The sequence below is a fragment of the Pseudomonas sp. Pse79 genome, from assembly GCF_024519615.1.
Taxonomy (GTDB): domain Bacteria; phylum Pseudomonadota; class Gammaproteobacteria; order Pseudomonadales; family Pseudomonadaceae; genus Aquipseudomonas; species Aquipseudomonas veronii.
On record NZ_JALJRR010000014.1, the window covers coordinates 1 to 23,482 of the forward strand.

The 23,482-nt window shown below is 62.1% G+C and carries 20 protein-coding genes and 1 rRNA gene; 13 read left to right on the plus strand and 8 right to left on the minus strand.

What is annotated here, in order from left to right; translation table 11 throughout:
- Window positions 1–116: 116 nt before the first annotated feature.
- From rrf to NR164_RS18195, 4 genes are all read left to right on the plus strand, one after another.
- Window positions 117–232 (plus strand): 5S ribosomal RNA (gene rrf, locus NR164_RS18180).
- Between the two features lie 169 nt (window positions 233–401).
- Window positions 402–1,061, plus strand: coding sequence for a paraquat-inducible protein A (locus NR164_RS18185; protein ID WP_046384830.1), 660 nt, complete (start codon window positions 402–404; stop codon window positions 1,059–1,061).
- On the plus strand, window positions 1,048–1,671 hold the full coding sequence (locus tag NR164_RS18190; RefSeq protein WP_046384829.1) for a paraquat-inducible protein A: 624 nt from the start codon (window positions 1,048–1,050) through the stop codon (window positions 1,669–1,671). Before NR164_RS18185 ends, NR164_RS18190 begins: the two co-directional genes overlap by 14 nt.
- Entirely contained in the window at window positions 1,664–3,967 is a 2,304-nt protein-coding gene (locus NR164_RS18195) for a PqiB family protein (protein WP_046384828.1), read from the plus strand. The genes NR164_RS18190 and NR164_RS18195 overlap by 8 nt, the downstream gene beginning before the upstream one ends.
- Window positions 3,968–4,153: 186 nt before the next feature.
- Here the strand turns inward: NR164_RS18195 and mksF are convergent, their stop codons facing one another.
- Genes mksF through mksB form a run of 3 tightly spaced genes read right to left on the minus strand, consistent with a single transcriptional unit; the run spans window position 4,154 to window position 8,965 of the window.
- Window positions 4,154–6,994, minus strand: a complete 2,841-nt coding sequence (gene mksF, locus NR164_RS18200; protein WP_017844513.1) for an Mks condensin complex protein MksF — start codon at window positions 6,992–6,994, stop codon at window positions 4,154–4,156.
- The gene (gene mksE / locus NR164_RS18205) at window positions 6,991–7,698 is read right to left on the minus strand and encodes an Mks condensin complex protein MksE (protein WP_017844512.1); all 708 of its coding nucleotides are present in this window, start codon (window positions 7,696–7,698) and stop codon (window positions 6,991–6,993) included. Before mksE ends, mksF begins: the two co-directional genes overlap by 4 nt.
- Window positions 7,688–8,965: an Mks condensin complex protein MksB gene (mksB, locus tag NR164_RS18210; RefSeq protein ID WP_017844511.1), complete on the minus strand. Its 1,278-nt coding sequence runs from the start codon at window positions 8,963–8,965 to the stop codon at window positions 7,688–7,690. Before mksB ends, mksE begins: the two co-directional genes overlap by 11 nt.
- Before the next feature lie 187 nt (window positions 8,966–9,152).
- On the opposite strand from mksB, the gene NR164_RS18215 reads away from it, so the two are divergent.
- Both NR164_RS18215 and rimI read left to right on the plus strand, forming a co-directional pair.
- On the plus strand, window positions 9,153–9,896 hold the full coding sequence (locus tag NR164_RS18215; RefSeq protein ID WP_256823116.1) for an energy transducer TonB: 744 nt from the start codon (window positions 9,153–9,155) through the stop codon (window positions 9,894–9,896).
- Window positions 9,889–10,341, plus strand: a complete 453-nt coding sequence (gene rimI, locus NR164_RS18220) for a ribosomal protein S18-alanine N-acetyltransferase (protein WP_079442761.1) — start codon at window positions 9,889–9,891, stop codon at window positions 10,339–10,341. Before NR164_RS18215 ends, rimI begins: the two co-directional genes overlap by 8 nt.
- 52 nt (window positions 10,342–10,393) lie before the next feature.
- Here rimI and NR164_RS18225 read toward each other — a convergent pair whose 3' ends face one another.
- On the minus strand, window positions 10,394–10,768 hold the full coding sequence (locus NR164_RS18225) for a serine kinase/phosphatase (protein ID WP_256823062.1): 375 nt from the start codon (window positions 10,766–10,768) through the stop codon (window positions 10,394–10,396).
- 151 nt (window positions 10,769–10,919) lie between these two features.
- Here NR164_RS18225 and can point away from each other — a divergent pair, with 151 nt between their 5' ends.
- Entirely contained in the window at window positions 10,920–11,564 is a 645-nt protein-coding gene (gene can / locus NR164_RS18230; protein WP_017844507.1) for a carbonate dehydratase, read from the plus strand.
- Here the strand turns inward: can and NR164_RS18235 are convergent.
- The 4 genes from NR164_RS18235 to NR164_RS18250 all read right to left on the minus strand — a co-directional run bounded on the left by NR164_RS18235 (window position 11,561) and on the right by NR164_RS18250 (window position 16,784).
- Window positions 11,561–12,085 (minus strand): SET domain-containing protein-lysine N-methyltransferase, encoded by a 525-nt coding sequence (locus NR164_RS18235; protein WP_256823063.1) that lies wholly within the window; start codon window positions 12,083–12,085, stop codon window positions 11,561–11,563. The two genes, can and NR164_RS18235, sit on opposite strands and share 4 nt — an antisense overlap.
- A gap of 146 nt (window positions 12,086–12,231) precedes the next feature.
- Window positions 12,232–13,401 carry a hypothetical protein gene (locus tag NR164_RS18240; protein ID WP_057005635.1) on the minus strand — a complete coding sequence of 390 codons (1,170 nt, stop codon included), beginning with the start codon at window positions 13,399–13,401 and terminating at the stop codon, window positions 12,232–12,234.
- Window positions 13,402–13,523: 122 nt separating this feature from the next.
- Window positions 13,524–15,224 (minus strand): acid phosphatase, encoded by a 1,701-nt coding sequence (gene acpA, locus NR164_RS18245; protein WP_017844504.1) that lies wholly within the window; start codon window positions 15,222–15,224, stop codon window positions 13,524–13,526.
- A gap of 141 nt (window positions 15,225–15,365) precedes the next feature.
- A complete protein-coding gene (locus tag NR164_RS18250; protein WP_017844502.1) occupies window positions 15,366–16,784 on the minus strand; it encodes a short-chain fatty acid transporter in 1,419 nt (472 codons plus the stop codon).
- A gap of 185 nt (window positions 16,785–16,969) precedes the next feature.
- Between NR164_RS18250 and NR164_RS18255 the strand changes: the two genes are divergently transcribed.
- The 6 genes from NR164_RS18255 (at window position 16,970) to NR164_RS18280 (ending at window position 23,478) form a co-directional block, all read left to right on the plus strand.
- The gene (locus NR164_RS18255) at window positions 16,970–18,274 is read left to right on the plus strand and encodes an MFS transporter (protein ID WP_128191653.1); all 1,305 of its coding nucleotides are present in this window, start codon (window positions 16,970–16,972) and stop codon (window positions 18,272–18,274) included.
- A 72-nt stretch (window positions 18,275–18,346) separates the two neighbouring features.
- On the plus strand, window positions 18,347–19,483 hold the full coding sequence (locus tag NR164_RS18260) for an XRE family transcriptional regulator (protein WP_177031399.1): 1,137 nt from the start codon (window positions 18,347–18,349) through the stop codon (window positions 19,481–19,483).
- The gene (locus tag NR164_RS18265; protein WP_256823064.1) at window positions 19,480–19,977 is read left to right on the plus strand and encodes a DUF4411 family protein; all 498 of its coding nucleotides are present in this window, start codon (window positions 19,480–19,482) and stop codon (window positions 19,975–19,977) included. Before NR164_RS18260 ends, NR164_RS18265 begins: the two co-directional genes overlap by 4 nt.
- 137 nt (window positions 19,978–20,114) lie before the next feature.
- Entirely contained in the window at window positions 20,115–21,020 is a 906-nt protein-coding gene (locus NR164_RS18270) for a cation diffusion facilitator family transporter (RefSeq protein ID WP_079442766.1), read from the plus strand.
- A gap of 109 nt (window positions 21,021–21,129) precedes the next feature.
- On the plus strand, window positions 21,130–22,353 hold the full coding sequence (locus NR164_RS18275) for a TolC family protein (RefSeq protein WP_057005636.1): 1,224 nt from the start codon (window positions 21,130–21,132) through the stop codon (window positions 22,351–22,353).
- Window positions 22,354–22,371: 18 nt separating this feature from the next.
- Window positions 22,372–23,478 (plus strand): efflux RND transporter periplasmic adaptor subunit, encoded by a 1,107-nt coding sequence (locus NR164_RS18280; RefSeq protein ID WP_057005637.1) that lies wholly within the window; start codon window positions 22,372–22,374, stop codon window positions 23,476–23,478.
- The last annotated feature ends 4 nt before the right edge of the window (window positions 23,479–23,482 follow it).

A 23,482-nucleotide genomic window follows, 5' to 3' on the forward strand; every position in this document is an offset into this window, starting at 1 on the left:
TGCGGTGTGTGAAGACGAAACGAACCGAAAGTTCGACTCTTACAAAACACCGAAAGCTATCACATACCCAATTTTCTGAAGCGAGGCCAGCTGGCCACGACTCAGTACCCGAATTTCTTGACGACCATAGAGCATTGGAACCACCTGATCCCATCCCGAACTCAGCAGTGAAACGATGCATCGCCGATGGTAGTGTGGGGTTTCCCCATGTGAGAGTAGGTCATCGTCAAGATTAAATTCCAGAACCCCTGTTTGCTTATGCAGACAGGGGTTTTGTTTTGGGCGGTCGGAAAGGGTCAAGTGGCTCGCCCCCCTCGGTACTCGATAAAATTGCGCAGTTATTTCTGAACCAGACCACTAGAATAGGTACCTAACCTTTTTTTAGCGTCCGAGCCCTATCTATGCCCGATCCGGTTGATGCCCCCAAGGTGTCGGATTTACCCCTGGACGACCTGGTGGCATGCCATGAGTGCGATTTATTGATGCGCAAACCTGTGCTCGCCCTCGGCGAAAAAGCCCAGTGCCCGCGCTGCGGTTACGAGCTGTACGCACATCGCCACAACGTCGTCGAACGAAGCCTGGCCTTAGTCTTGGCAGCGCTATTGTTGTACATCCCCGCGAACTTTTTGCCCATCATGCAGCTCAATCTACTCGGGCAGTCCTCGGAGGACACCGTGTGGACCGGCGTCGTCGGCCTGTTCGACACCGGCATGCACGGCGTCGCTGCCGTCGTGTTCCTGTGCAGCATGGGTATTCCCCTGCTCAAGTTGCTCTGCCAATTGGCGGTGTTGCTCAGCATCCGCTGGAACATCGGTCGCAGTTACGGGCTGCTGCTCTACCGCATTTACCATCACCTGAGAGATTGGGGGATGTTGGAGGTGTACCTGATGGGCGTCCTGGTGGCGATCGTAAAGCTCGCCGACATGGCCTCCATCACGATTGGCCTGGGTCTGGTCTGCTTCGTCAGCCTATTAATGGTTCAGGTTCTGCTTGAGGTGGTGATGTCGCCCCACCAGATCTGGCAAGCACTGTCAGGAGAGGATGATCATGCGGGCGATTGATGCAGGCATTCTGATTTGTACCGAATGCCACGAATTGAACAAGCAAGAACCAGACACCGATGAGCAAACCTGCACCCGTTGCGGTGCGCTGGTCCATGCCCGTCGCCCCAACAGCCTGACGCGCACCTGGGCCTTGCTGATCACCGCTGCGATTCTCTATATCCCGGCCAACCTGTTACCGATTATGACCGTCAATTCCCTCGGCCAGGGCGATCCCAGTACCATCATGTCCGGCGTGATCCAACTGGTGCAGCACGGCATGTTCCCCATCGCCGCCGTGGTGTTCATCGCCAGCATCCTGGTGCCGACGTTCAAGCTCGTAGGTATTGGTCTGCTACTGTTCTCGGTGCAGCGTCACCAACCGCTGTCCGCGCAACAACGGATTATCATGTACCGCTTTATCGAATTCATCGGCCGCTGGTCCATGCTGGATATCTTCGTGATCGCCATCCTGGTGGCGGTTGTAAACTTTGGACGGCTTGCCAGTGTCGAGGCCAACCTCGGCGCGGCGGCGTTCGCCAGTGTGGTGATCTTGACGATGCTTGCCGCAGTAACTTTTGATCCCCGACTGATTTGGGATAACACGGAGTCGGACGACGACCATGAGTGATTTGCCTAAAGCTAAAACCCGCCCGGCTTCCAACTGGTCGGCTATTTGGGTACTGCCCCTGATCGCCCTGATCATCGGCGGTTGGTTGGGCTGGCGTGCCTATTCTCAGCAAGGCATCGAGATCCAGGTACGCTTCGAAAGCGGCGAAGGCATCCAGGTCAACAAGACCGAAGTAGTCTACAAAGGCATGCCCGTGGGCAAGGTCAAGACCCTGGCCCTGGACGACGAAGGCAACAATCGCGGGGTGATTGCCACCATCGAGATGAACAAGGACGTCGAGCAATACCTCAAGACCAATACGCGCTTCTGGCTGGTCAAACCCAGCGTCAGCCTCGCCGGCATCACCGGCCTGGAGACCCTTGTGTCAGGGAACTACATTGCCGCCAGCCCCGGCGACGGTGAGCCCACACGCAAATTCAAGGCGCTGTCCGAAGAACCGCCCTTGTCCGACGCCAAGCCAGGCCTGCACCTGACCATCAAGGCCGACCGCCTTGGCTCGCTCAACCGCGGCAGCCCGGTGTTCTACAAGCAGATCCAGGTCGGCCAGGTCAAAAGCTACCTGTTGTCCGAGGACCAGAGCACCGTCGAGATCAAGGTCTACATCGAACCGACCTACGCCAGCCTGGTGCGCAAACACACGCGTTTCTGGAACGCCAGCGGCATCAGCATCGACGCCAACCTCTCCGGCGTGAAGGTGCGCAGCGAATCGCTCTCCAGCATCGTCGCCGGCGGTATCGCCTTCGCCACCCCGGAGAATCGCAAGGACAGCCCACCGACCGACTCGAGCCTGCCCTTCCGCCTGTATGAAGACTTCGACGCCGCCGCCGCCGGTATCAAGGTCAAGGTCAAACTCACCGACTTCGAAGGCCTGCAGGCCGGGCGCACCCCGGTGATGTACAAAGGTATCCAGGTCGGCAGCCTGAAAACCCTGAAGATCGACCCGGACCTGTCCAGCGCCAACGCCGAGCTGACCCTTGACCCATTGGCCGAAGACTACCTGGTACAGGACACCCAGTTCTGGGTGGTCAAGCCGTCGATTTCCCTGGCTGGTATCACTGGGCTCGAGGCGTTGGTCAAAGGTAACTACATCGCGGTTCGCCCCGGTGACAAAGGTTCTCCGCCCCAACGGGAATACGTGGCTCGAGCCAAGGCGCCGCCCTTGGACCTGCGTTCCCCTGGCCTGCACATGGTGCTGTTCACCGATAGCCTCGGCTCCCTGGATGTCGGCAGCCCGATCCTCTACAAGCAGGTCAAGGTCGGCTCGGTGCAGAGCTACCAGTTCTCGCGCAAAAACAAGCAACTGGTGATCGGCGTCCATATCGAGAAGGAGTACGCCAACCTGGTCAATGGTTCGACGCGTTTCTGGAACGCCAGCGGCGTGACCCTGACCGGCGGCCTCACCGGCGGTATCCAGGTGAAAAGCGAATCCCTGGCCAGCCTGATGTCCGGCGGTATCGCCTTTGAAACGCCGGAACCGAACGTGCCGCTGAAAAAACGTATCCCGCGTTTCCGCCTGTTCGCCGATCGTGAAACGGCCAATCAGAGTGGCACCCTGGTGACTATCAAAGTCGACCGCGCCGACGGCCTGCGCCCCGGCACCCCGGTGCGTTTCAAAGGCCTGGACGTCGGTAAGATCGAGAGCGTCGACCTCAGCGCCGATCTGCAATCGGTGCTGCTCGGTGCGCGCATCACCCAGGTGACGGATCGCATCGCACGCGTCGGCAGCCAGTTCTGGGTGGTCAAGCCGGAACTGGGCCTGATGAAAACCTCGAACCTGGAAACCCTGGTCACCGGCCAATACATCGAAGTACTGCCCGCGCTGAAAAACGCCGGGCCGCAGAAGAGCTTCGTCGCGTTGGACCAGCCGCCCGAAGCCGTTCATCAGGAGGCTGGCCTGAGCCTGGTACTGAGTGCCGCACGCCGTGGTTCGCTCAAAGAAGGCGTGCCCGTCACTTACCGCGAAGTCACTGTGGGCAAAGTCACCGGCTACGAATTGGGCCAGACCGCCGACCGCGTGCTGATCCACATCCTGATCGAGCCCAAGTACGCGGCGTTGGTGCGCAGCGGCAGCCGCTTCTGGAACAGCAGCGGTTTTGGTCTCGACTTCGGCCTGTTCAAAGGCGCGACGGTACGCACCGAGTCCCTGGAAACCCTGGTTGCCGGCGGCATCGCCTTCGCCACGCCCGATGGCGAACGCATGGGCAGCGCCGCGCGGCCGCAGCAAACCTTCCCGCTGTTCGACAAGTTTGAGGATGAGTGGCTGACCTGGGCGCCTAAGATTCCGCTGGGCAAGTAGGCCGAGGCGCGGCTATCGCGGGCAAGCCCCCTCCCACAGATGAGCGCATTCCTACAGGATAAACGCGGTCACTTGTGGGAGGGGGCTTGCCCGCGATGAGGCCCTCAAAAACACCACCAAACCCCAGCCCACAAAAAAGGCCGCGATCCATAAGATCGCGGCCTTTTGGCATTTCACCGCCGAACGTCAGACCTCATCCAACTCCGGCTCATCCGCCTGCACAGTCACCGTTGCCTTCACCGCATCATGGCGCCGGATGTACTTCCAGTCCGCCTCATCAATGTAGATCCCGTTCGGCCCGCTGCCGCCTTCCAGGTCGATCGCCACCTGGGCCGATACCTGCGGCTTCACGCTCGCCAGGATCGGCACGAAGCCCAATTGCAGGCTGGTCTCCAGCAGCGCCGCCTGGTTCTTCTCATCGATGTCGGCCGCTTCGTCGAGGTAGTACGGCAAGCGCACGCGCCCGGCCTGGTCGCGGTCCATCAAGTGCAGCAACAAATACATGTTGGTCAGCGCCTTGATGGTCATGGTGGTGCCGTTGGACGCCGCGCCATCGATGTCGGTGTGAATCACCGGCTGGCCATGCACCTTGGTGATCTCGAACGCCAGCTCGAACAAGTCCTTGAGGCCCAACTGGTTGTGGTTGGCCGCCACCAGGCGCGCCAGGTATTCCTTGGCCTCTTCGTTCTTGTTGTCCTGCTCGGCGCTCTGGCTCAAGTCGAACACCGACAGGGTTTCGCCTTCTTCGTACTGACCGGCGCTGTGGATGATCTGGTCGATATGCTTGAGCGCTTCCTTGTTCGGTGCCAGCACGATGCGGAAACTCTGCAGGTTCGACACCTGGCGCTTGTTGATCTCGCGGTTGAACAAGGCCAGTTGGTGTTCCAGGCTGTCGTAGTCGCTGCGGATATTGCGCAAGGTCCGTGCGATATCGGTGACCGCCGCGCGCCGTGCCTTGCCCAGGGTCAGGGCTTCGTCGGTACGGTGAGCATAGGCGTTGATCAGCAGTTGCAGGCGCCGCTCCACGTCATCCTCGCTGTCGAACTTGGCCACGCCCTTGAGGCGAACCTGGGCATACAGCGCTTCGATCTGGCCATCAGCGCGCAGCAAGCCTTGCCAACTGTCCTGATAGTCATTGAGCAGCGGCAGCAGGTTGTCCATGGAATCGTCGACCGGGTCCATGAACGGCGTGCCGAACGGCAAGTCCGCCGGCAGCAACTGGCGACGGCGCAAAGCGTCATCCAGGGTGCGTTGCTTGGCTTCCATATCGCCGATCTGGCGACCGACCAGTTGCAGCTTGGCCGACAGTTGCTGGACACGTTCGGTGAACGCATCGCTGGAGCGTTTCAATTCATCCTGGGCGGCTTCCATCTGCGCCAGCTGTTCCAGCTTCTCGCCTTCTTCGGCGCTCAGGGTTTGCGCACGGCGGAAATCCTCCAGGGCCTTTTGCGCGTCCAGCACTTGCTGGTACAGCGCTTCGGTCTGGGTTTTGCTCGCGGCGCGGTCAGAGGCCACCGCCTGCTGCGTCTTGAGCTGCTTGAGTTCTTTTTCCAGGCGCTCTTTCTGGTCGCGCAACGCCGCACGATCCGCCAGGGCCTGCAAGGCGGGCGGCTCGATGTGGGAGATGTCGATCGACAGCCCCGGCACTTCAAAGCGCTCGCCCTTGAAACCATCGAGGATCAGCTCCAGGGATTTGACCCACTGGCCGTCCTCATCCAGCGTGATGCCATGTTCACCCAGCGGCAGGCTGAACAGCGAACTGTTGAACAGACGCATCAGACGCTCGACATCTTGCTGTGAGAATTCTTCGCGCAGCTTGGCGTAGCTGTTGTTGTCTGCGTGATCGAGCTGTTGCTTGACCGACTTCAGGCGTTTTTCCAGCTCGCGCAGGCGCTCGTCCAAGTCCTCGGCGCTGAACTGCCGCGACTGCGCCAGGGCGCCGGCGAGTTCATCGTGGGCATCCTTGGCTGCCAGCAGTTGCTGTTCCAGCACCCTGACATCATCGACCAGCGCAAAGCGATGCTTGAGCACCGACAGCTCGCCCAGCCAACGCTGGATACCGCTGATTTCGCGCTCCAGGCGCATCAGCTCCTGGGTGCCGCCACGTTGGTCGTGCTGCAACGCGTCCTGCTCGTTGCGGTAGTGCTCGGCCTGGATGGTCAGCTCTTCCTTGCGCGCACTGGCGTAGTCCGACCAGGTGCCCAGCAGCGAGTCCAACAGCGGCGACAGGCGATGCAATTTGCCGCGCAGGATGTCGCGTTGTTTCACGCCATTGGCCAGGGCCTCGACCAGCGGGCCGGCGGCGACCAGGGAGTTGTAGTCCTGCTCCATGCGTCGCACGTCGCGGAAGGCTTCTTCACACGCGGCGATGTAATCGACACTGCCGGAGCGCAGGCTGTGCTCAAACGCATCGAGGAACAATTGCTTGAGCTTGGCTGCGGTGATTTCGCGCATGTGCAGCAGGTTGATAAACAGCGCGCGGAAGGTCTTCAGGCTCTGTTCGCTGGTGGAACGCAGCGGGATCAGCGTCAGGTCCAGCGGGATCGACGTGTGGCCGCCGACCAGCAAACGGCGTAGTTCATCGGGCTTGAGTTCGTAGGCTTTCAGGCCCTCGCGCTCCAGGTTGGTGAACAGCTCTTTCTGGCGCAGGCAGGTGTCGTTTTTCTGGTAGTGGGCCAGGTCGAGCTTACCGGCGTAGGCAAAGAACTGGTGACCGAAACCACCGCCCGGGCCGCGCCCGACCACGCCGATCACATGCGGGCCGTGGGGCAGGGAGACTTCCACGAGGATGTAGCTGGTGTCGGTGGCGAAGTAGAAGCGCCGCGATTGTTCCAGGGTGTACTTGCCGAAACTCATGTCCGACATGCGCGCCAGGATCGGGAACTGCAAGGCGTTGATCGATGCGGATTTACCCAGGTTGTTCGCGCCGTACACCGACAGCGGCTCTTCTAGCGGGAACAAACCGAGGCTGTAGCCGGCGGTATTCAATAGGGCGAAGCGGCGGATGCCGTAGCGTTCCTTGCTCATGCGTCGGTCTCCTGTTCTTCGGCAATGGCGCGGGCCAGGGCGTCTTCTTCGCTTTCGTCGGCAAAGTCGCTCAAGTCCAGCGGGTCATCGGTCTTCAGCAGTTTTTCATCGCTGTCTTCGTCGATGATCACCGGTGTCGGCAATGGCAGCACGCTGTGGATGCTGGCCGCGAGGTCGCGGTCCTGTTGCACCGACAGGCACACATCGAGGAAGCGATGCATCGGCGGCAGGAAGCGATAGATGCCGTTTTCTTCGCTGGCAAAACCCAGTTGGGTCATGCGGCGCATGATTTTCTCTTCGAGCTCTTCCTGGGTTTGCACTTCGGCCTGGATAAACAGGTCGCGGTATTTTTCCAGCAGCGACGGCAGTTCATCGCGGCCGAGGCTGCCGCCGTCGAGCACGGCAATCGGGTCGCGGCCCTGGTCGGCCAGGTGCTCGACGATGATGAAGGTGAACAGCGCCAGGCGCTGCGCGGTCTTGTTCACCTGCGCGCTGGCGATGGCCGAATCCGGCACGAAGTAATAGAAACCACGGGTATCGCACACCAGTTCAAAGCCCAGGGCCTTGAACAGCGTGCGGTACTGGTCCTGGAAATTCGACAGTTGCGCGTACAGCTCCGGGTCGCGGCGGCTGACGTGGTAACCCTTGAACAGCTCGCGAAAGATCGGCGCCAGCTGGGACAGTTCGGATAGATCAAGATGCATAAGGGGTGCTCGCAGAATTCTCGGCGGCGTCGGGCGTGGCCGGGAGCAGGGCGAATGAGCGCAGGCTGACCTGATGCTCGTGTGTGTGGTAATCGCGGCGTTCCAGGCGCTCGCGCTTGAAGCGTTTTTCGCGGGATAGGCGCGAGAACCAGTAGAGCAATTCGTCGGTGGCGCCGTCCGGTTCCTGTTCCAGCAGCCAGGTCATCAGGTCCGGCATCGGCAGCGCGTCTTCGCAGCGTTCGAGCATTTCCTTGACCGTGCGCGGTGCGCGCTGGGCTTCGCCTTTATGGGATTTGTGCGCCTTGGGGAAGCGCGCCGGTTTCGGCTCGAAGTTCGCCAGGGCGTACACGTAGGCCTCGACCTGGCTGGCGCTGCCGAGGAAGGTGCTTTGCGGCCGGGTGAACATCGGCATCGCGGCCTGCGGCACCGCGTCCAGGCCTTTACGGCGAATGGCCGACAGCGCCAGCGCGGCGCCACGGGTCACGGCGTTGTGCCGACGCGCTTCTTCACGCAGCGGCAGCAGCAGCTCGCGGGCGTGACGCAGGGTCAACTGGGCGCTGGTCTGCATTTCGAGGATGCGTGCGTGGGTGCGCAACAGCATGTCGTCGTCGACCAGATGGCCGAGGCGCTGCTGCTCGGTGAGCAGGCGCAGCAGCACGTTTTCGACCTTGCGCACGCCTTGTTCGAAGGCGCCGTCGGCGTTCACCAGTTGGATCATCGGTTCGACGTATTCGTCCCAGGTCGCCAGCACTTCGGCGTAGCGCTGACGCAACGGGATCTGCCGGTCGCTGGTCTTGGCGCGGTCGGCCACGGCGGCGAGGGCTTGTTCGTCGTTGGCGAGTTTTTTCAGCACGTCGCGCACGCGCATGTCGAGCAGGCGCAGTTGCCGGGCCAGGTCGTGGCCGTCACGGATGTCGAAGGCGTCCTGGATATAACCGGCCAGGCGCTCGAGGTGGCGCAGGTAGGCTTCGATTTCCAGGCACAGGCCAAGCCGGTGCTCCTTGCGAAGATAGGCGAGGAAGTCGTGGATCTGCGCATTGAGCTCGAAACGGTTCGGGCTCTTGGCGACAGGCACCAGGATATCCAGGCGAATCCACACGTCCAGCAGGCTGGTGATGTCCTGGGGCGTGCTGTCCAGTTGTTGGGCGGCCAGTTGTGCGCGCAGCTCGCCGAGGCTCAGGGTGCCTTGGTCGAAGTGTTCGCACAGTGGCTCAAGTAAGGCCCAGTGTTCGGCGAGGGCGCGCAGGACGCGCTTGGGTTCGATCATGGGAATGGCCGGCTGGTTGGCGATTAAAAGTCGCGATTGTACTGCATCAGGCGCGGGATTTATCCACAGCCGGTCAGTGCGCAGTGGGCGATTGTTACCGAACAGCGGTAGAATCCCCGCTCTTTACTTATCCACAAGTGGCCGAGCTGTGCTTATCGAGTCCCGACGTCGCGCTTACTTGACTGCCATGCAGGTGGTCAACTGGCTGCCCCGCACCGAACTGCCGTTTGCCGCCCCGTCGCGGCCCGAGCTGCTGCAGGCGCTCGAGCCCGATGACGGATTGGAAACGTCGGGCGAGGAGGCGGCTGCGCCCGTGGCGGTGGTCAAGCCTGAGCCGCCGACGCGGCCGGTGGTCGAACGCGCCAAGGTCGAGGTGCCACGCCCGTCGCCGATGGCCAAGCCGGCGGTGGCTGAAGAGGTGGCCCCGGTGGTCAAGGCGCCTGTCGTCCCACCGCCGCGGTTTGCCCTGCAATTGCTGCGGGCCGGGCGTTGCCTGTTGCTGGTCGAGCTGCCTACCGGCGAGCGCTTCCAGACCCGCGATCCGGCCTACATGCTGCTCAAGGACATGCTGCGCGCTGCCGGCCTGCCCGACAGCCCGCAAATCGTCGGCGACCCGGTGCGCTGGCCGTTGCTGGTGCGCGGCACCATGGACCAGGGCCCGGACGCCGCGCGGGATTTTGTGCAAGGTTTTGTGTCGGCACGCCTGGAAGACGAACCCTGCGTGTGCCTGTGGCTGATCGGCCTGCCCGCCGTGCGGTTTGCAGGCGAAGCCGATGCCGAAGTCTGGTACCGCGAGCTGCAGGTCGAAGGCCTGGGCTCGGTATGGGCCCTGCCGGGCCTGGAATTATTAATGGAAGAGCCACAGCGTAAGGCTGATGTCTGGCAAGCCATGCGCCGGCTGATGGCGCGCTGGAAAACAATCGATGAGTGAGGCTTTATCCTTCCGCCCGATGACCGAGGCCGACCTCGACGCCGTGCTGAAAATCGAATATGCGGCATACAGCCACCCCTGGACCCGCGGGATCTTTCTCGACGGGCTGGGCAAGTACCAGATCTGGCTGATGTTCGAAGGTGAGCAGCAAGTGGGCCACGGGGTGGTGCAGATCATCATCGATGAAGCGCATTTGCTGAACATCACCGTCAAACCGGAAAACCAGGGCCGCGGTCTCGGCCTGGCGCTGCTCGAGCACCTGATGTCCCGCGCCTATGCCGCCAGCGCACGGGAATGTTTCCTCGAAGTGCGTGACAGCAATGCCGGCGCGTTCCGGCTGTATGAACGCTATGGCTTCAATGAAATCGGCCGTCGGCGCGATTACTACCCAGCCGTCGGCGGTCGCGAAGATGCGGTCGTGATGGCCTGCACCCTCGTCGACTGAACACGCAACCCATGTGGGAGCCAGCCCCTCCCACATTTGGATCTACGGGGTGTCAGCGGTTGCCGTCTACAGGGTCGAGGTCGGCCAATTCGGCCTCATCCAACCCGTTGCCGCCGCCGATGTCATCTTCATTCACGATGCTCAGGTCCCAATCGGCCTGTTCGCCTTCGCCTTCTTCCTGTGCATCCCGTGCGCCGTCCTCGCGGATCAGGTTCTCCGGGCTCATCTCGTCATCGGTCGTCTCGGCCTCGCCCACCCGTTTATCGCGCATCCGGTGTTTGCGCTCGACAAGCGGCAGTTCATCGCCAATTTGCGCCGTCGGCTCTTGATCGTCAAAGTCCAGCTCGCGCACCGAGCCCATGCGATCCTCATTGTCATCAATCGGTTCCGGCTGTGTAGCGCCGTATGGACGTCGTGATTCAGTCATGGCCAATCCTCATACTGTGGGGCTTATAGTGTGTGGACAGGCCTGGCGCACCAAGATTCAAGTCATCGCCTGCCGTCTATCTTTATTCCGGGCGTGACCCGGACGGGCGGTCGTCTGTCAAAGCTGCGCATCATTCCTGAGGCTTTCCCTGATGAACGAACTACAAGAGCTGCTTGATAACAACGAACGCTGGGCGGATGCGATCAAACAGGAAGATCCCGAATTCTTCGCCAAACTGGCCCGCCAGCAAGCACCGGAATACCTGTGGATCGGCTGTTCCGACGCCCGCGTACCGGCCAACGAAATCGTCGGCATGCTGCCGGGTGATCTGTTCGTACACCGTAATGTGGCCAACGTGGTGCTGCACACCGACCTTAACTGCCTGTCGGTGATTCAGTACGCCGTCGATGTGCTCAAGGTCAAACACATCCTGGTCACCGGCCACTATGGCTGCGGCGGTGTGCGGGCGTCGATGCAGGACCGTCAGTTCGGCCTGATCGACGGCTGGCTGCGCACTATTCGCGACCTCTACTACGAAAACCGCGATCTGCTGGCCAAGTTGCCGACTGAGGAAGAGCGCGTCGACCGCCTCTGCGAATTGAACGTGGTTCAGCAGGTGGCCAACGTCGGTCATACCAGCATCGTGCAAAACGCCTGGCACCGGGGGCAGAGCCTGTCGATCCACGGTTGCATCTACGGCATCAAGGATGGCCGCTGGAAGAGCTTGAACACCACCATCACTGGTTTTGAGCAGTTGCCGCCGCAGTATCGCTTGCGCCCGCTGGGTGAAGCCTAAGGGCGCTTGCGCTCGCGCCACAGGGTCATGAACGTCTGCCCTTCGGCGTTCAGCGGCTCCTGGCTGCCGGTGATCCAGCCCCGGCAGTTCAGCTCGCCGCATTGGCACGCGAACTGCCGGAACAGCGCGTCCTCGGTGCTGGCGTAATCCAGGGTCAACAGGGCGCCGGCCGCGATGGGCTGCACGGTCCAGAGTTCCAGGTAGGTGGTGTCCAAAAATACATTCGGGTTGCAGGAGTGGCGCAGCAGGCCGCAGAACCAACAGTCGTACAAGTGGATGCGCGGCGACAGTTGCAAGGTGTGCGGGCGTCGCTCGTTCACCGCGTAGCCGGAGACCTTGGCAATGCGTATGCGACTCTCAAAGGCGATGCGCGCCTTGACCCTGGCCCCGGCGCCGTCCCTGGCGTGGCTGACCTGGAAGTATTTGGACGAAGGGTAGCCCTGCCCGACGAACAGTGTCTTGAACGGGTAAAGGCAGTCATTCACAGGGTTTACAGCCTTATCCATGGCGCGAGTTTTCATAACTCTCCTGGGTTGGGCTGCATCGACCTGCGGGTGGTGTCTGACTGCCAGTCTTGCAGCGGATGGGCCCGGATCAAGACTCGCTGAACATAACGCCGATTTCTACTGTCAACTTTGACAGTAGAAATCGGTTTTTTTTTGCGTTTTTACAGCGCCGGGGCGCTGATCGTCGGGGTGGGCGCGGCGTCTTTCAGCTGTTTGAGCTGGGCTTTGATCGCGGACGTGGCGCATTTGGCGTTGGCCTGTTCCGGGGTCAGGTTGCGCACCGAGGTGTAGAACAATTCGCAGGTCTGTTCTTTACGCGTGACCTGCCAGGTGTTCATGCACGCCTTGAGCAGCACATTCGCATCGCTCGCCGGTTTCTGGCCCATTCCGGCTTGCCAGCAGGCGGCGCTCAAATCCTGGCCCATCACTTTCAAACCGGCCTCGTCGGCCTTCTGCTCGTTACCGTCATACGTGTCGGGGCTTGCCGCGTACCAGATGTAACTGGGGTGGTTGGCGCCCAGGACCGAGACGGTTTTGCCGGGGATCGGGCTGATCTGCGCCAGGCCCAGCACGCCCACGGTTTGCCCGTATTGTTGCTTGATCCAACTGCGCACCGGTGCGCCGAACGCGACCATCGGCAACGCACCTTTGGGCGGCAGGCTCAGTTCCTTGACCATGCGTGTCTGGTAGTCGGTGAAGTAGCTGTAGACGTTTTCCAGGTCTTTCCCGGCGTTGGACGGCGCGGCGATCGGGGCGATGTCGATGATGGTCTGGTAGGCCGGGGTTTCGGTGGCCGGAATGCCATTGTCGACGAGCAGGGCGGCCCAGCGGTCGGTGGTGGCCGATTCCAGGTAATCCTGGGCCTGGGTCAGTGAGTAATCTGGCGGAAAGTGCAGCAGTTCGATGCTTTTGCGGTTTTCCAGGGCCATGCCCAGCGGCAGGAACAAGTACCAGTTGTAAGCCCACTTGCCATCGCTGTTAAGCCGGCTCGCGCCCTGGTAGGCCAGGTCGGCGGTAGCGAGCAAGCTCGTCAGCGGCTGGCCATAGTTGTCGGGCACGCCACTGAAGGTCGCCGCGACCTGGCCGTCATGCTTTCTGACGCTGACCTTGGCGCGGCTGTAACCGTCGCGCTGCAGGCTCTGGTTGAGGTAGTGCTCGACGGTCTGCTCCAGCGTCCACGGCCGGAAGCAGATCACGTTGCAGTTATTGGGGTAAGCGAACAACTGGGTAACCCGTTGCGTGCTGCCCAGCGGTACGTCGATGTCGGCCTGTACGACCGCACTCGCGATCAGTGCGGCCAAGGTGAAGGACAACCTGGTCGGTTTAAACATAGATGATTCCTTGTCAGCGAGAGCCCGTCTGCGCGGGGTGAAAGCCCACCTCCACACAGTAGCGGCTGACCAGGAAAACCGCGTGCAAAATCGCCGGGCGTGTCGCTATTGGATAAGCCGTCCTACACCTCGAACTGCAACGCATTGCTCAAGTCGCCCATCGGTTTCTGGCCGCGGGCGATCATGGCGTCGTCGCGCCGCTTGAGCCCGTCCAGTGTCTCCAACTGGAAGACGCGGGTGATCAGGCGCAGGATCGACGCGGTGTCGTACACCGTATGGTCCACCGTGCCTTTGCGCGCGAACGGCGACACCACCAGCGTCGGAACCCGCGTGCCAGGGCCCCAGCGGTCGCCCTTGGGCGGTGCCACGTGGTCCCACCAGCCGCCGTTTTCATCGACGGTCACCACCACCACCATGTTTTTCCACTGCGGGCTTTCCTGCAGCACCTTCAGGGCGCGGGTGATATGGCGGTCGCCCGAGGCTACGTCGGCATAACCGGCGTGCATGTTGAGGTTGCCCTGGGGTTTGTAGAAGGTCACGGCGGGCAGCTTGCCCGCCTGCGCGTCGGCAAAGAACTTGTTGGTGCTCGACTCATCGCCCAGGCCCGCGTCGCGCAGGCGCTTGTCACGCTCCGCGCGGTTTTCCGGGCCCTGTTGCTTGAAGTAGTTGAACGGCTGGTGGTGGTACTGGAAGTTGGGGATCTTCGGAATGCCGCCCGAGTCCTTGAACTGTTCCAGCGTCGCTTGCCAGGCCCCGGCGTACCAGGCCCAGTCGATGTTCTTTTTCGACAGCTTGTCACCGATGTGTTCGTGGGTCTGCGGCACCAGCACGTTGGGCAGGTCGGGCTTGGCGTAGTCCGGGTTTTGCGGGTCGCGAATCCAGGTCGGCCAGTAGGGCGGGGCCAGGGTGTTCACGGCGTAACCGTCCGGGGTCAGCGCGCTCGGGCCGAACTGCGGCGGGCCGCTCATGGCGCTGGCCGGGGATTTGTCCAGGGGCTTGAGGCGTGGGTCGGTGGGATCGTCGCTTTGCAGCGTGGCGATCTGCGCCTTGGCCACCGACTGCGCGGCGTTCGGATAAACCGGCGCGGTCGCGCTGATCAGGTATTGGTGGTTGAGGAACGAGCCGCCAAATGCGCCCTGGAAGAAGTTATCGCAGAGCACAAACTCCTTGGCCACGTCCCACAGGCGCAGGGAATAACGGCTCTGGGCGTAATGCCCCATCACCAGGCCGCCGGAGTCGGCCCAGGCGACGAAATTGTCGTTCTTGCCGCCGTTGATCTGCATCTGGTTCTGGTAGAACACGTGCCACAAATCCCGGGTGACCAGGCTCAAGGGCAGGTCTTCGGCGTTCGGGCCCTTGAGGGCGAACGGGGCGTTGGGCAGGTTTTCCTGGAATTGCACTTCGCTGGGGTAGGTCACCCCGTCGACGCTTTGCGAGCCGACTTGCAACACACCACCCCACACCGGGGGCAGGGTGGTCAATACGCTGGCGTCGCGGTCGCGCTGCTGATAGTCGGCGGGAGACAACGCCGACAGCGGTTTCTCCAGCCCGGGGAAATCGGCAAACAGGTTGTTGAAGCTGCGGTTTTCGGCGTAGATCACCACGACGGTTTTCACTTGGTCGTGTAATGCCTTATCCAACTCCTGCGGCGTGAGCGGCCGAGGCAGCGGTTTGCCCGGCGCGTCGCCGGGATTGCCGCAGGCACTCAAGGTCGCGCCCACCCCCAGCACTGCTGCGCCGCCGAGGAAGCGCCGCCGGCTGGTGTCTACCGGCGGTTGATCGATGGAATCGGGGGCCGGGCGGTCTTCGTGCTCGTCACTCATTGCGGGAGTCCTTGCTGGCGGTTTGTTGCAAGATATTTCGCCAGGACGGTAGCAGTGGAATGTGACGCAGGGAAGACAGCTTGAAGTTACACGCTTTAAGCGGAAAGCCTGGAGCTACAAACCTCAAGCTTGCCGCTGCGTTTAAGGCATCACCGGCGGCAAATACTTCAACGTCGTCCCCAGCGCCCACAACAGAAACAACACCAACGGCGCGTGTACCAGCAACTGCACGAACGAAAACCCGATCAGATCCCGCGCCTTCAGCCCCAACACGCCCAGCAACGGCAGCATATAAAACGGGTTGATCAAATTCGGCAGCGCCTCGGCCGCGTTGTAGATCTGCACGGCCCAGCCCAGGTGGTATTGCAGGTCAGTGGCCACTTGCATCACGTAGGGCGCTTCGATGATCCACTTGCCGCCGCCCGACGGGATGAAGAAACCCAGCACCGCCGAGTACACGCCCATCAACAGGGCATAGGTGTCGTGGGAGGCGATGGAGGTGAAGAAGGTCGAGATATGGTGAGCCAGGGTCTGGCCGTCGCCGCCCTTGACCACCGTCATCAGCGCGGCAATCGAGCCGTACAGCGGGAACTGGATCAGCACGCCGGTGGTGGTCGGCACCGCGCGGGCGACCGCGTCCAGAAAACTGCGCGGGCGCCAGTGCAGCAACGCGCCGACCATGATGAACAGGAAGTTATAGGTGTTCAGCCCGGAAATCGCGCTGATCGCCGGTTTGGTCGAGAACTCGTGGAACAACCAACCTGCCGCCAGCACCGCCAGCAGGATCGTCAGCACCGGGCTGTGTTCCAGCCATTCGCCCGGGCGTGTCGGGGCCTGCGGCGTGGGCAGGTTGAAGGCCGGGTCGACCCCGCAGGCCTTGGCGTCACGGGCGCTGTTCGGGCCGGGCGCGGTGGCGTAGGCGATGATCAGCGAGACCACGATCAGCGCCAGCAGCAGCACGCCGGATTGCCACAGGAAGATGGTGTCGGTGAACGGGATCACCCCGGTGATCGACAGGATCGACGGCGGCAGACTGGCCGGGTTGGCCTGCAACTGCGCGGCCGACGACGACAGCCCCAGCGCCCATACCGCGCCGAGCCCCAGGTAGGCCGCGGCACCGGCAGCGCGGTAGTCCATGCGCAAGTCCGTGCGCCGCGCCAATGCGCGCACCAGCAAACCGCCGAACACCAGGGACAGCCCCCAGTTGAGCAACGAGGCAACCATGGAAATCAACGCCACCCAAGCCACGGCCGAGCGGCCGTTCTTCGGGATGCGCGCCAGGCGGTCGATCAGTTTCACCGCCGGTGGCGAACTGGCGACCACGTAACCGCCGATCACCACGAAGGCCATCTGCATGGTGAACGGGATCAGGCTCCAGAACCCATCGCCAAACGCCTTGGCGGCTTCGGTCGGCGCGGCGCCCATGCCCAGGGTCGCCACGGCGACAATGATCACGGCGAGGGCGGCAAACACCCAGGAGTCGGGAAACCAGCGTTCGGCGAAATTGGAGCAGCGCAGGGCAAATCGGGCATAGCGGCTTTCTTCGATAGCATCGGCCACGAGTCATTCCTCTTGTAATTGTTATGGTTTTGGCAGTTTTACGGCATGTTCCGCTACGGCCATTGATATGGGAATGCAGTTATCTTCATCGATCATTGAGGAAAACAAATATATCCGCCGCGATTGCCATCATCCGGCGCAGCTCATAACCTGCACGCCATTTTGTTTGTCTGCCGAGCCTCAACATGACTGCCACCTCGCTTGCCCAGGCGCAGCGTTTTTCCCGCTCCGACTACAAAACCCTGGGTCTGGCCGCCCTCGGCGGTGCCCTGGAAATCTACGACTTCATCATTTTCGTGTTTTTCGCGCTGACCCTCAGCCAACTGTTCTTCCCGCCGGAAATGCCCGAGTGGCTGCGCCTGCTGCAAAGTTTCGGGATCTTCGTCACCGGCTACCTCGCGCGCCCGCTGGGCGGCATCCTGATGGCGCACTTCGCCGATCACCTGGGGCGCAAGCGCGTGTTCAGCCTGAGCATCCTGATGATGGCCTTGCCCTGCCTGCTGATCGGGATCATGCCGACCTACGCGCAAATCGGCTATTTCGCACCGCTGATCCTGCTGGCGCTGCGCGTGCTGCAAGGTGCGGCGGTGGGCGGTGAAGTGCCCAGCGCCTGGACCTTTGTCGCTGAGCACGCGCCGCCCCATCACCGCGGTTACGCCTTGGGCTTCTTGCAAGCCGGCCTGACCTTCGGCTACCTGCTCGGCGCACTGACCGCCACGCTGCTGGCGCAAATCTTCACCCCGGCGGAGATCCTCGACTACGCCTGGCGCTTCCCCTTCTTGCTCGGCGGCGTCTTCGGCGTGATCGGCGTGTGGCTGCGCCGCTGGCTCAACGAAACCCCGGTATTCCTCGACATGCAGGCGCGCCGCCAAGCCGCCGCCGAACTGCCGCTGCGCACCGTATTGCGCGACCATCGCCGCGTGTTGCTGCCGGCGATGATCCTCACCTGCGTGCTCACCTCCGCCGTGGTGGTGCTGGTGGTCATCACCCCGACCATGATGCAGAAAACCTTCGGCATGACGCCCAGCCACACCTTCGCCCTGAGCGCGCTGGGCATTGTGTTCCTGAACATCGGTTGCGTACTCGCCGGCCTGCTGGTGGACCGCATCGGCGCCTGGCGCGCGGTGCTGGTCTACAGCCTGTTGCTGCCACTGGGGATCGCCGTGTTATACGCCAGTCTGATCGCCGGTGGCGTCTGGCTCGGCGCGGCATATGCCGTGGCAGGCTTGAGCTGCGGCGTGGTCGGCGCAGTGCCGTCGGTGATGGTCGGACTGTTCCCGGCGCCGGTGCGGGTGTCAGGCATTTCCTTCACCTACAACATTGCCTACGCGCTGTGGGCGAGCACCACGCCCTTGATGCTGATCGCACTGATGCCGACCAGCCCGTGGATTTGCGTGGGTTATTGCGTGGTGATGGGCGCGGTGGGGGTGGTGAGTGTGGTGCTGTTCAGCAAGCGCCACGCAGTGGATGCAGGCGCTCGCGGAGCCTAAGGGCCACCAATTGACGGGTATTGCGGCCGCTCCTATAGTCAGGCCCACCCCCCGATCAGCACATAGCCCTTCATGACCCAGACGGCCCTTATCAACCCCGCCATTCTGTCCTGGTCTCGCCAGCGGGCGGGGCTGTCTGAGGCTCAGGTCGCCAAGGGGCTTACGGTCAAGACGCAAAGGGTCATGGAGTGGGAGAGCGGCCGGAGCCTTCCCACCTTTAACCAGGCGCAAAAGTGGGCTGCCATCGCGCATGTTCCTTTTGGTTTTCTCTTTCTCCAGGCGCCTCCACAGGAGCATCTGCCACTTCCGGACCTGCGCACGGTAGGCGGCGAATTACCCGATAAACCCAGCCTGGATTTGATGGACACCGTCAGGGATGTGCTACGCAAACAGGCCTGGTACCTGGAGTATTTGCAGGATCACGAACGAGCGCCGCTTTCCTTTGTCGGGAGCTTCAACAGTCGCTCGCCGATCAAGGACGTCGTTGCCGATGTCCGTCGTGTCCTGGGCGTAACCGATGCCCCGGCCCGTATGAGTTATGAAGACTATATGCGGGCATTGGTGAGTGGCGCGGAAGACGCCGGCATTCTCGTTATGCGCAGCGGTGTTGCCTTGGGCAATACCCGCAGGAAACTTGATGTCAGCGAGTTTCGAGGATTTGCGATCAGCAACGTGATGGCCCCCGTTGTGTTTATCAACAGTGCGGATGCACCCTCGGCACGGCTTTTTACCCTGGTGCATGAGCTTGCCCATCTCTGGATCGGCAGTACGGGCGTATCCGATGGGGGCAGTCAGGGGCCTGGTCAAGAGGAAGCCTTCTGCAATGCGGTGGCGGGCGAGTTTCTTGCGCCGGGAATCGCCTTCAGCGCGTACTGGGACAGCGATCTTTACTGGGAAGACAACCTGGCGCCTTTGGCGGGGCGCTTTCATGTCAGCACACTCGTCATTGCCCGCCGTGCGCGTGACCTTGGTTACATCAGCGGCGATCAATACGGCGCCTACTACCGACGGATCTTGCAGGCATATCGAGATAAGGACGGCGGTGGAGGGGACTACTACCGTACCGCCGCGACCAGGAACAGTACCCGGTTGAGCAAGGCTGTTCTGGCGCAAGCCCAGAGCGGTCAGATTTTGCTACGCGACGCGGGAAAACTGCTGGGTGTGCAGCCTGCCAAGTTGAAGACGTATGGAATGAAGCTCTCGGCATGAAGCATCTATTGGATTCGAATACGCTGATCGAGGCCAAAAATCGCTATTACGGGATGACGATTTGTCCGGGCTATTGGGCATGGATACTTCAACAACACCAGGCTTTGGAGATTGCCAGTATCGTACCGGTAAGGGACGAGCTGGCTAAAGGCAATGACGATCTGACCCATTGGGTCAAGAGCAACGCCCAGCTCTTTGAAGACGCCAGCGATGAACGGACTCAAGTGGCATTTGGGTATATCGTCGCCAAAATTGCCGAGCAGGCGCCGCTGATGAAGGTTGGCGCGCTTGAGGAGTTTCTTGAAGGGGCAGACCCGTGGCTGATTGCCAAGGCGATGACGACGGGAGCGGTGGTTGTAACCCATGAAGTGTATAACCCCGATATCAAGCGTAAATACACCATTCCCAATGTGTGCTCACTGGTCGGCGTCTCTTATATGAATACGTTTGAGTTGCTCGGTAAGCTGGACGCACGTTTCGTTTTGCACCGCTGACCCATTGGGGCAAAGAGGTTTTGGTGTCATCAAAGGTAACCGCCTGCTGGCGTGCGGATGACAATTTTGTAACCCGTGCCAGCGTATTTAGCCGATAGCTCTATGATTCATCCAACCACACCCCACGAGGATGTTTCATGAGCGCAGGACACAACCACGCCCAGGTACGCGCCGGCCACGAACGGCAGTTGTGGATGGCCCTCGGGCTGACCAGCAGTTTCATGATTGCCGAGGTGATCGGTGCCTTTATCACCGGCAGCCTGGCGCTGTTGTCCGACGCCGCGCACATGATGACCGACGCCCTGGCCATGGCGATTTCCCTGGTGGCGATCCAGATCGCCAAGCGTCCCGCCGACCGCAAGCGCACGTTCGGCTATGCCCGCTTTGAAATCCTGGCGGCGGCGTTCAATGCCTTGCTGCTGTTTGCGGTGGCGTTCTACATCCTTTATGAGGCCTATCAACGCCTGCAGGCACCCGCCGAAATCCAGTCGACCGGCATGCTGGTGATCGCCGTGCTGGGGCTGCTCGTCAACCTGATCTCCATGCGCCTGCTCAGCGCCGGCAGCGGCGAAAGCCTGAATGTCAAAGGCGCGTACCTGGAGGTCTGGAGCGACATGCTCGGCTCTATCGGCGTGATCATCGCGGCCGTCGTGATCATGTTGACCGGCTGGGCTTGGGTCGACTCCGTGGTGGCGGCGGCGATTGGTTTCTGGGTGTTGCCGCGCACCTGGGTGCTGCTCAAGGACAGCATGAATGTGCTGCTGCAAGGCGTGCCCGACGGCGTCGATATCGACAGCGTGGAGCAGGCCATGCGTGGCGTGCCCGGCGTGAAGGACGTACACGACCTGCATATCTGGGCGCTCACCAGTGGCAAGAACGTGCTGAGCAGCCATCTGGTGGCGGATGCGATGCCGGGCACCGAACAGCAGGTCCTCGCTCAAGTGACGCAATTGCTGCATGAGCAATTCGATATTTCCCACGTCACGCTGCAGGTCGAGGGCGAGGGTTTTCATCGTGACGGGCCCGAAGACTCCCATGCTTGAGCCTTGCTAACGGATTTGTAATGTTCGCCCCACCGCCCTGATAAGTACCGAAAGTTACAGTGCTCCGGCTTGGATTTATCCGCCATTTCATGGGCCTGGAACTCTCGTTATGCCAACTCGTGCAAGAACTCTACTGTGCTCGATCATCGTGTTGCTGGCGACGGCGCAAGGGGTCGGCGCCCAAACCCTGACCCTCGACGCCGCCCTGCAAACCGCCTTCGCCAACAACCCCGACCTGGCCGCCGCGCAATGGGAGATCGACATCGCCAGCGGTGGCCGCCAGCAGGCGGGGCTGATCCCCAACCCGGTGGCCTCGTGGGATGCCGAAGACACCCGCCGCGACACCCGCACCACCACGCTCAAGTTAAGCCAGACCCTGGAACTGGGCGGCAAGCGCGGCGCGCGCATCGAGCTGGCCACGCGTGGCCAGGACGTCGCGGCGCTGACCCTCGAACAGCGCCGCAACGGCTTGCGCGCCGAGGTGATCGACAGTTATTACGGCGCCCTTCGCGCCCAGGAGCGCCTCGACCTGGCGCAACGCTCCCTGGCGTTGGCCGAGCGCGGCCTGGTGATCGCCAACGGCCGCGTCAACGCCGGTAAATCGTCGCCAGTGGAAGCCACCCGCGCCCAGGTGCAGTTGTCGGAAATCCGCCTGGAACTCAACCGCGCCCAGATGGGTGTCAGCGATGCCTATCGCCGCCTGGCTGCCAGCACCGGCAGCGCCGCGCCCGACTTCGCCGCCGTCGCCACGCCAAGCAGCGGCCCGGCGACGTTGCCGCCCGCCGCGCAACTGCTGGCGCGTCTTGAACAGACCGCCGAGCTGCGCCTGGCCGAACTGCAAATCCTGCAGAACGAAGCCAGCGTGGGCCTGGAAAAAGCCCAGCGCATCCCCGACCTCGATGTGTCGATTGGCAGCCAGTACGACGCCAGCGTGCGCGAGCGCGTGAATCTGGTGGGCGTGTCGATGCCGATCCCGCTGTTCAACCGCAACCAGGGCAACGTGCTCGCGGCCACCCGCCGCGCCGACCAGGCCCGTGACCTGCGCAACGCCGCCGAACTGCGCCTGCGCACCGAAACCCGCCAGGCCCTGGACCTGTGGCAAACCGCGAACACCGAAGTGCGCGCGTTCAACCAGCAGATCCTGCCCGCCGCCCAGAGCGCGGTGGACAGCGCCACCCGTGGCTTCGAAATGGGCAAGTTCAACTTCCTCGACGTCCTCGACGCCCAGCGCACCTTGATCGCGGCCCGCACCCAATACCTCACGGCGACCGCCCAGGCCACCGACGCCTGGGTACGCATCGAACGGATCTACGGCGACCTCGCCCGTTTCTGATTTTTTTTGGAGTCCTCTATGCAGACTAAACATGGCGTGGCGCTAGCCCTTGTCCTGGGCCTGATGCTGTCCGGCCTGGCAAACGCCGAGGAAGAAGAAGGCACACTCGAACTCACCGAGCAGCAGATCGAGGCCGCCGGTATTCAACTGGCCCAGGCCCAGCCGCGGCCGATCAGCACGGTGCTGTCGTTGCCGGGTGAAGTGCGCTTCGATGAAGACCGCACGTCGCACATCGTGCCGCGTGCGGCGGGGGTGGTGGAGGCAGTGAAGGTCAACCTCGGCCAGACGGTCAAGCAAGGCGAGTTGCTGGCGGTGATCGCCAGCCAGCAGATTTCCGATCAGCGCAGCGAGCTGGCCGCCAGCCAGCGTCGCCTCGAACTGGCGCGCACCACCTTCCAGCGCGAGCGCCAACTGTGGCAGGACAAGATCTCCGCCGAGCAGGATTACCTGCTGGCGCGCCAGGCCTTGCAGGAAGCCGAAATCGCCCTGAACAACGCCCGCCAGAAGATGACCGCCCTCAGCGGCAGCGCCGTGCCGGCCGGCGGTAATCGCTATGAATTGCGCGCACCGTTCGCCGGCGTGGTGGTGGAGAAACACCTGGGCGTCGGCGAGGTGGTCAGCGAGACCAGCAACGCCTTCACCTTGTCGGACCTGTCGCAGGTGTGGGTCACGTTCGGCGTCTTTCCCAAGGACTTGAACAAGGTCCGCGTCGGCAAGCCGGTGAAAGTCAGCTCCACCGAAATGGGCACCGAAGTACTCGGTACCGTGGCCTATGTGGGCAACTTGCTGGGCGAGCAGACGCGCACCGCCACCGTGCGCGTGACCGTGCCCAACCCCGATGACGCCTGGCGCCCGGGGTTGTTCGTCGCCGTACAGATCGCCACCGACACCTACCAGGCCAAGGTCACCGTGCCCGAGGCCGCGATCCAGACCGTCGAGGACAAGCCCTCGGTGTTCGTTCGCACGGCGGACGGGTTCGTCACCCGCCATCTGGAACTGGGCGTTAGCGAAAACGGCTACGTCGAAGTGCGCCGGGGCCTCGACGCCGGGGCACAGGTGGCCACGGTTGGCAGCTTCATCCTCAAGTCCGAACTGGGCAAAGGCTCGGCCGAACACGCCCATTGATCCT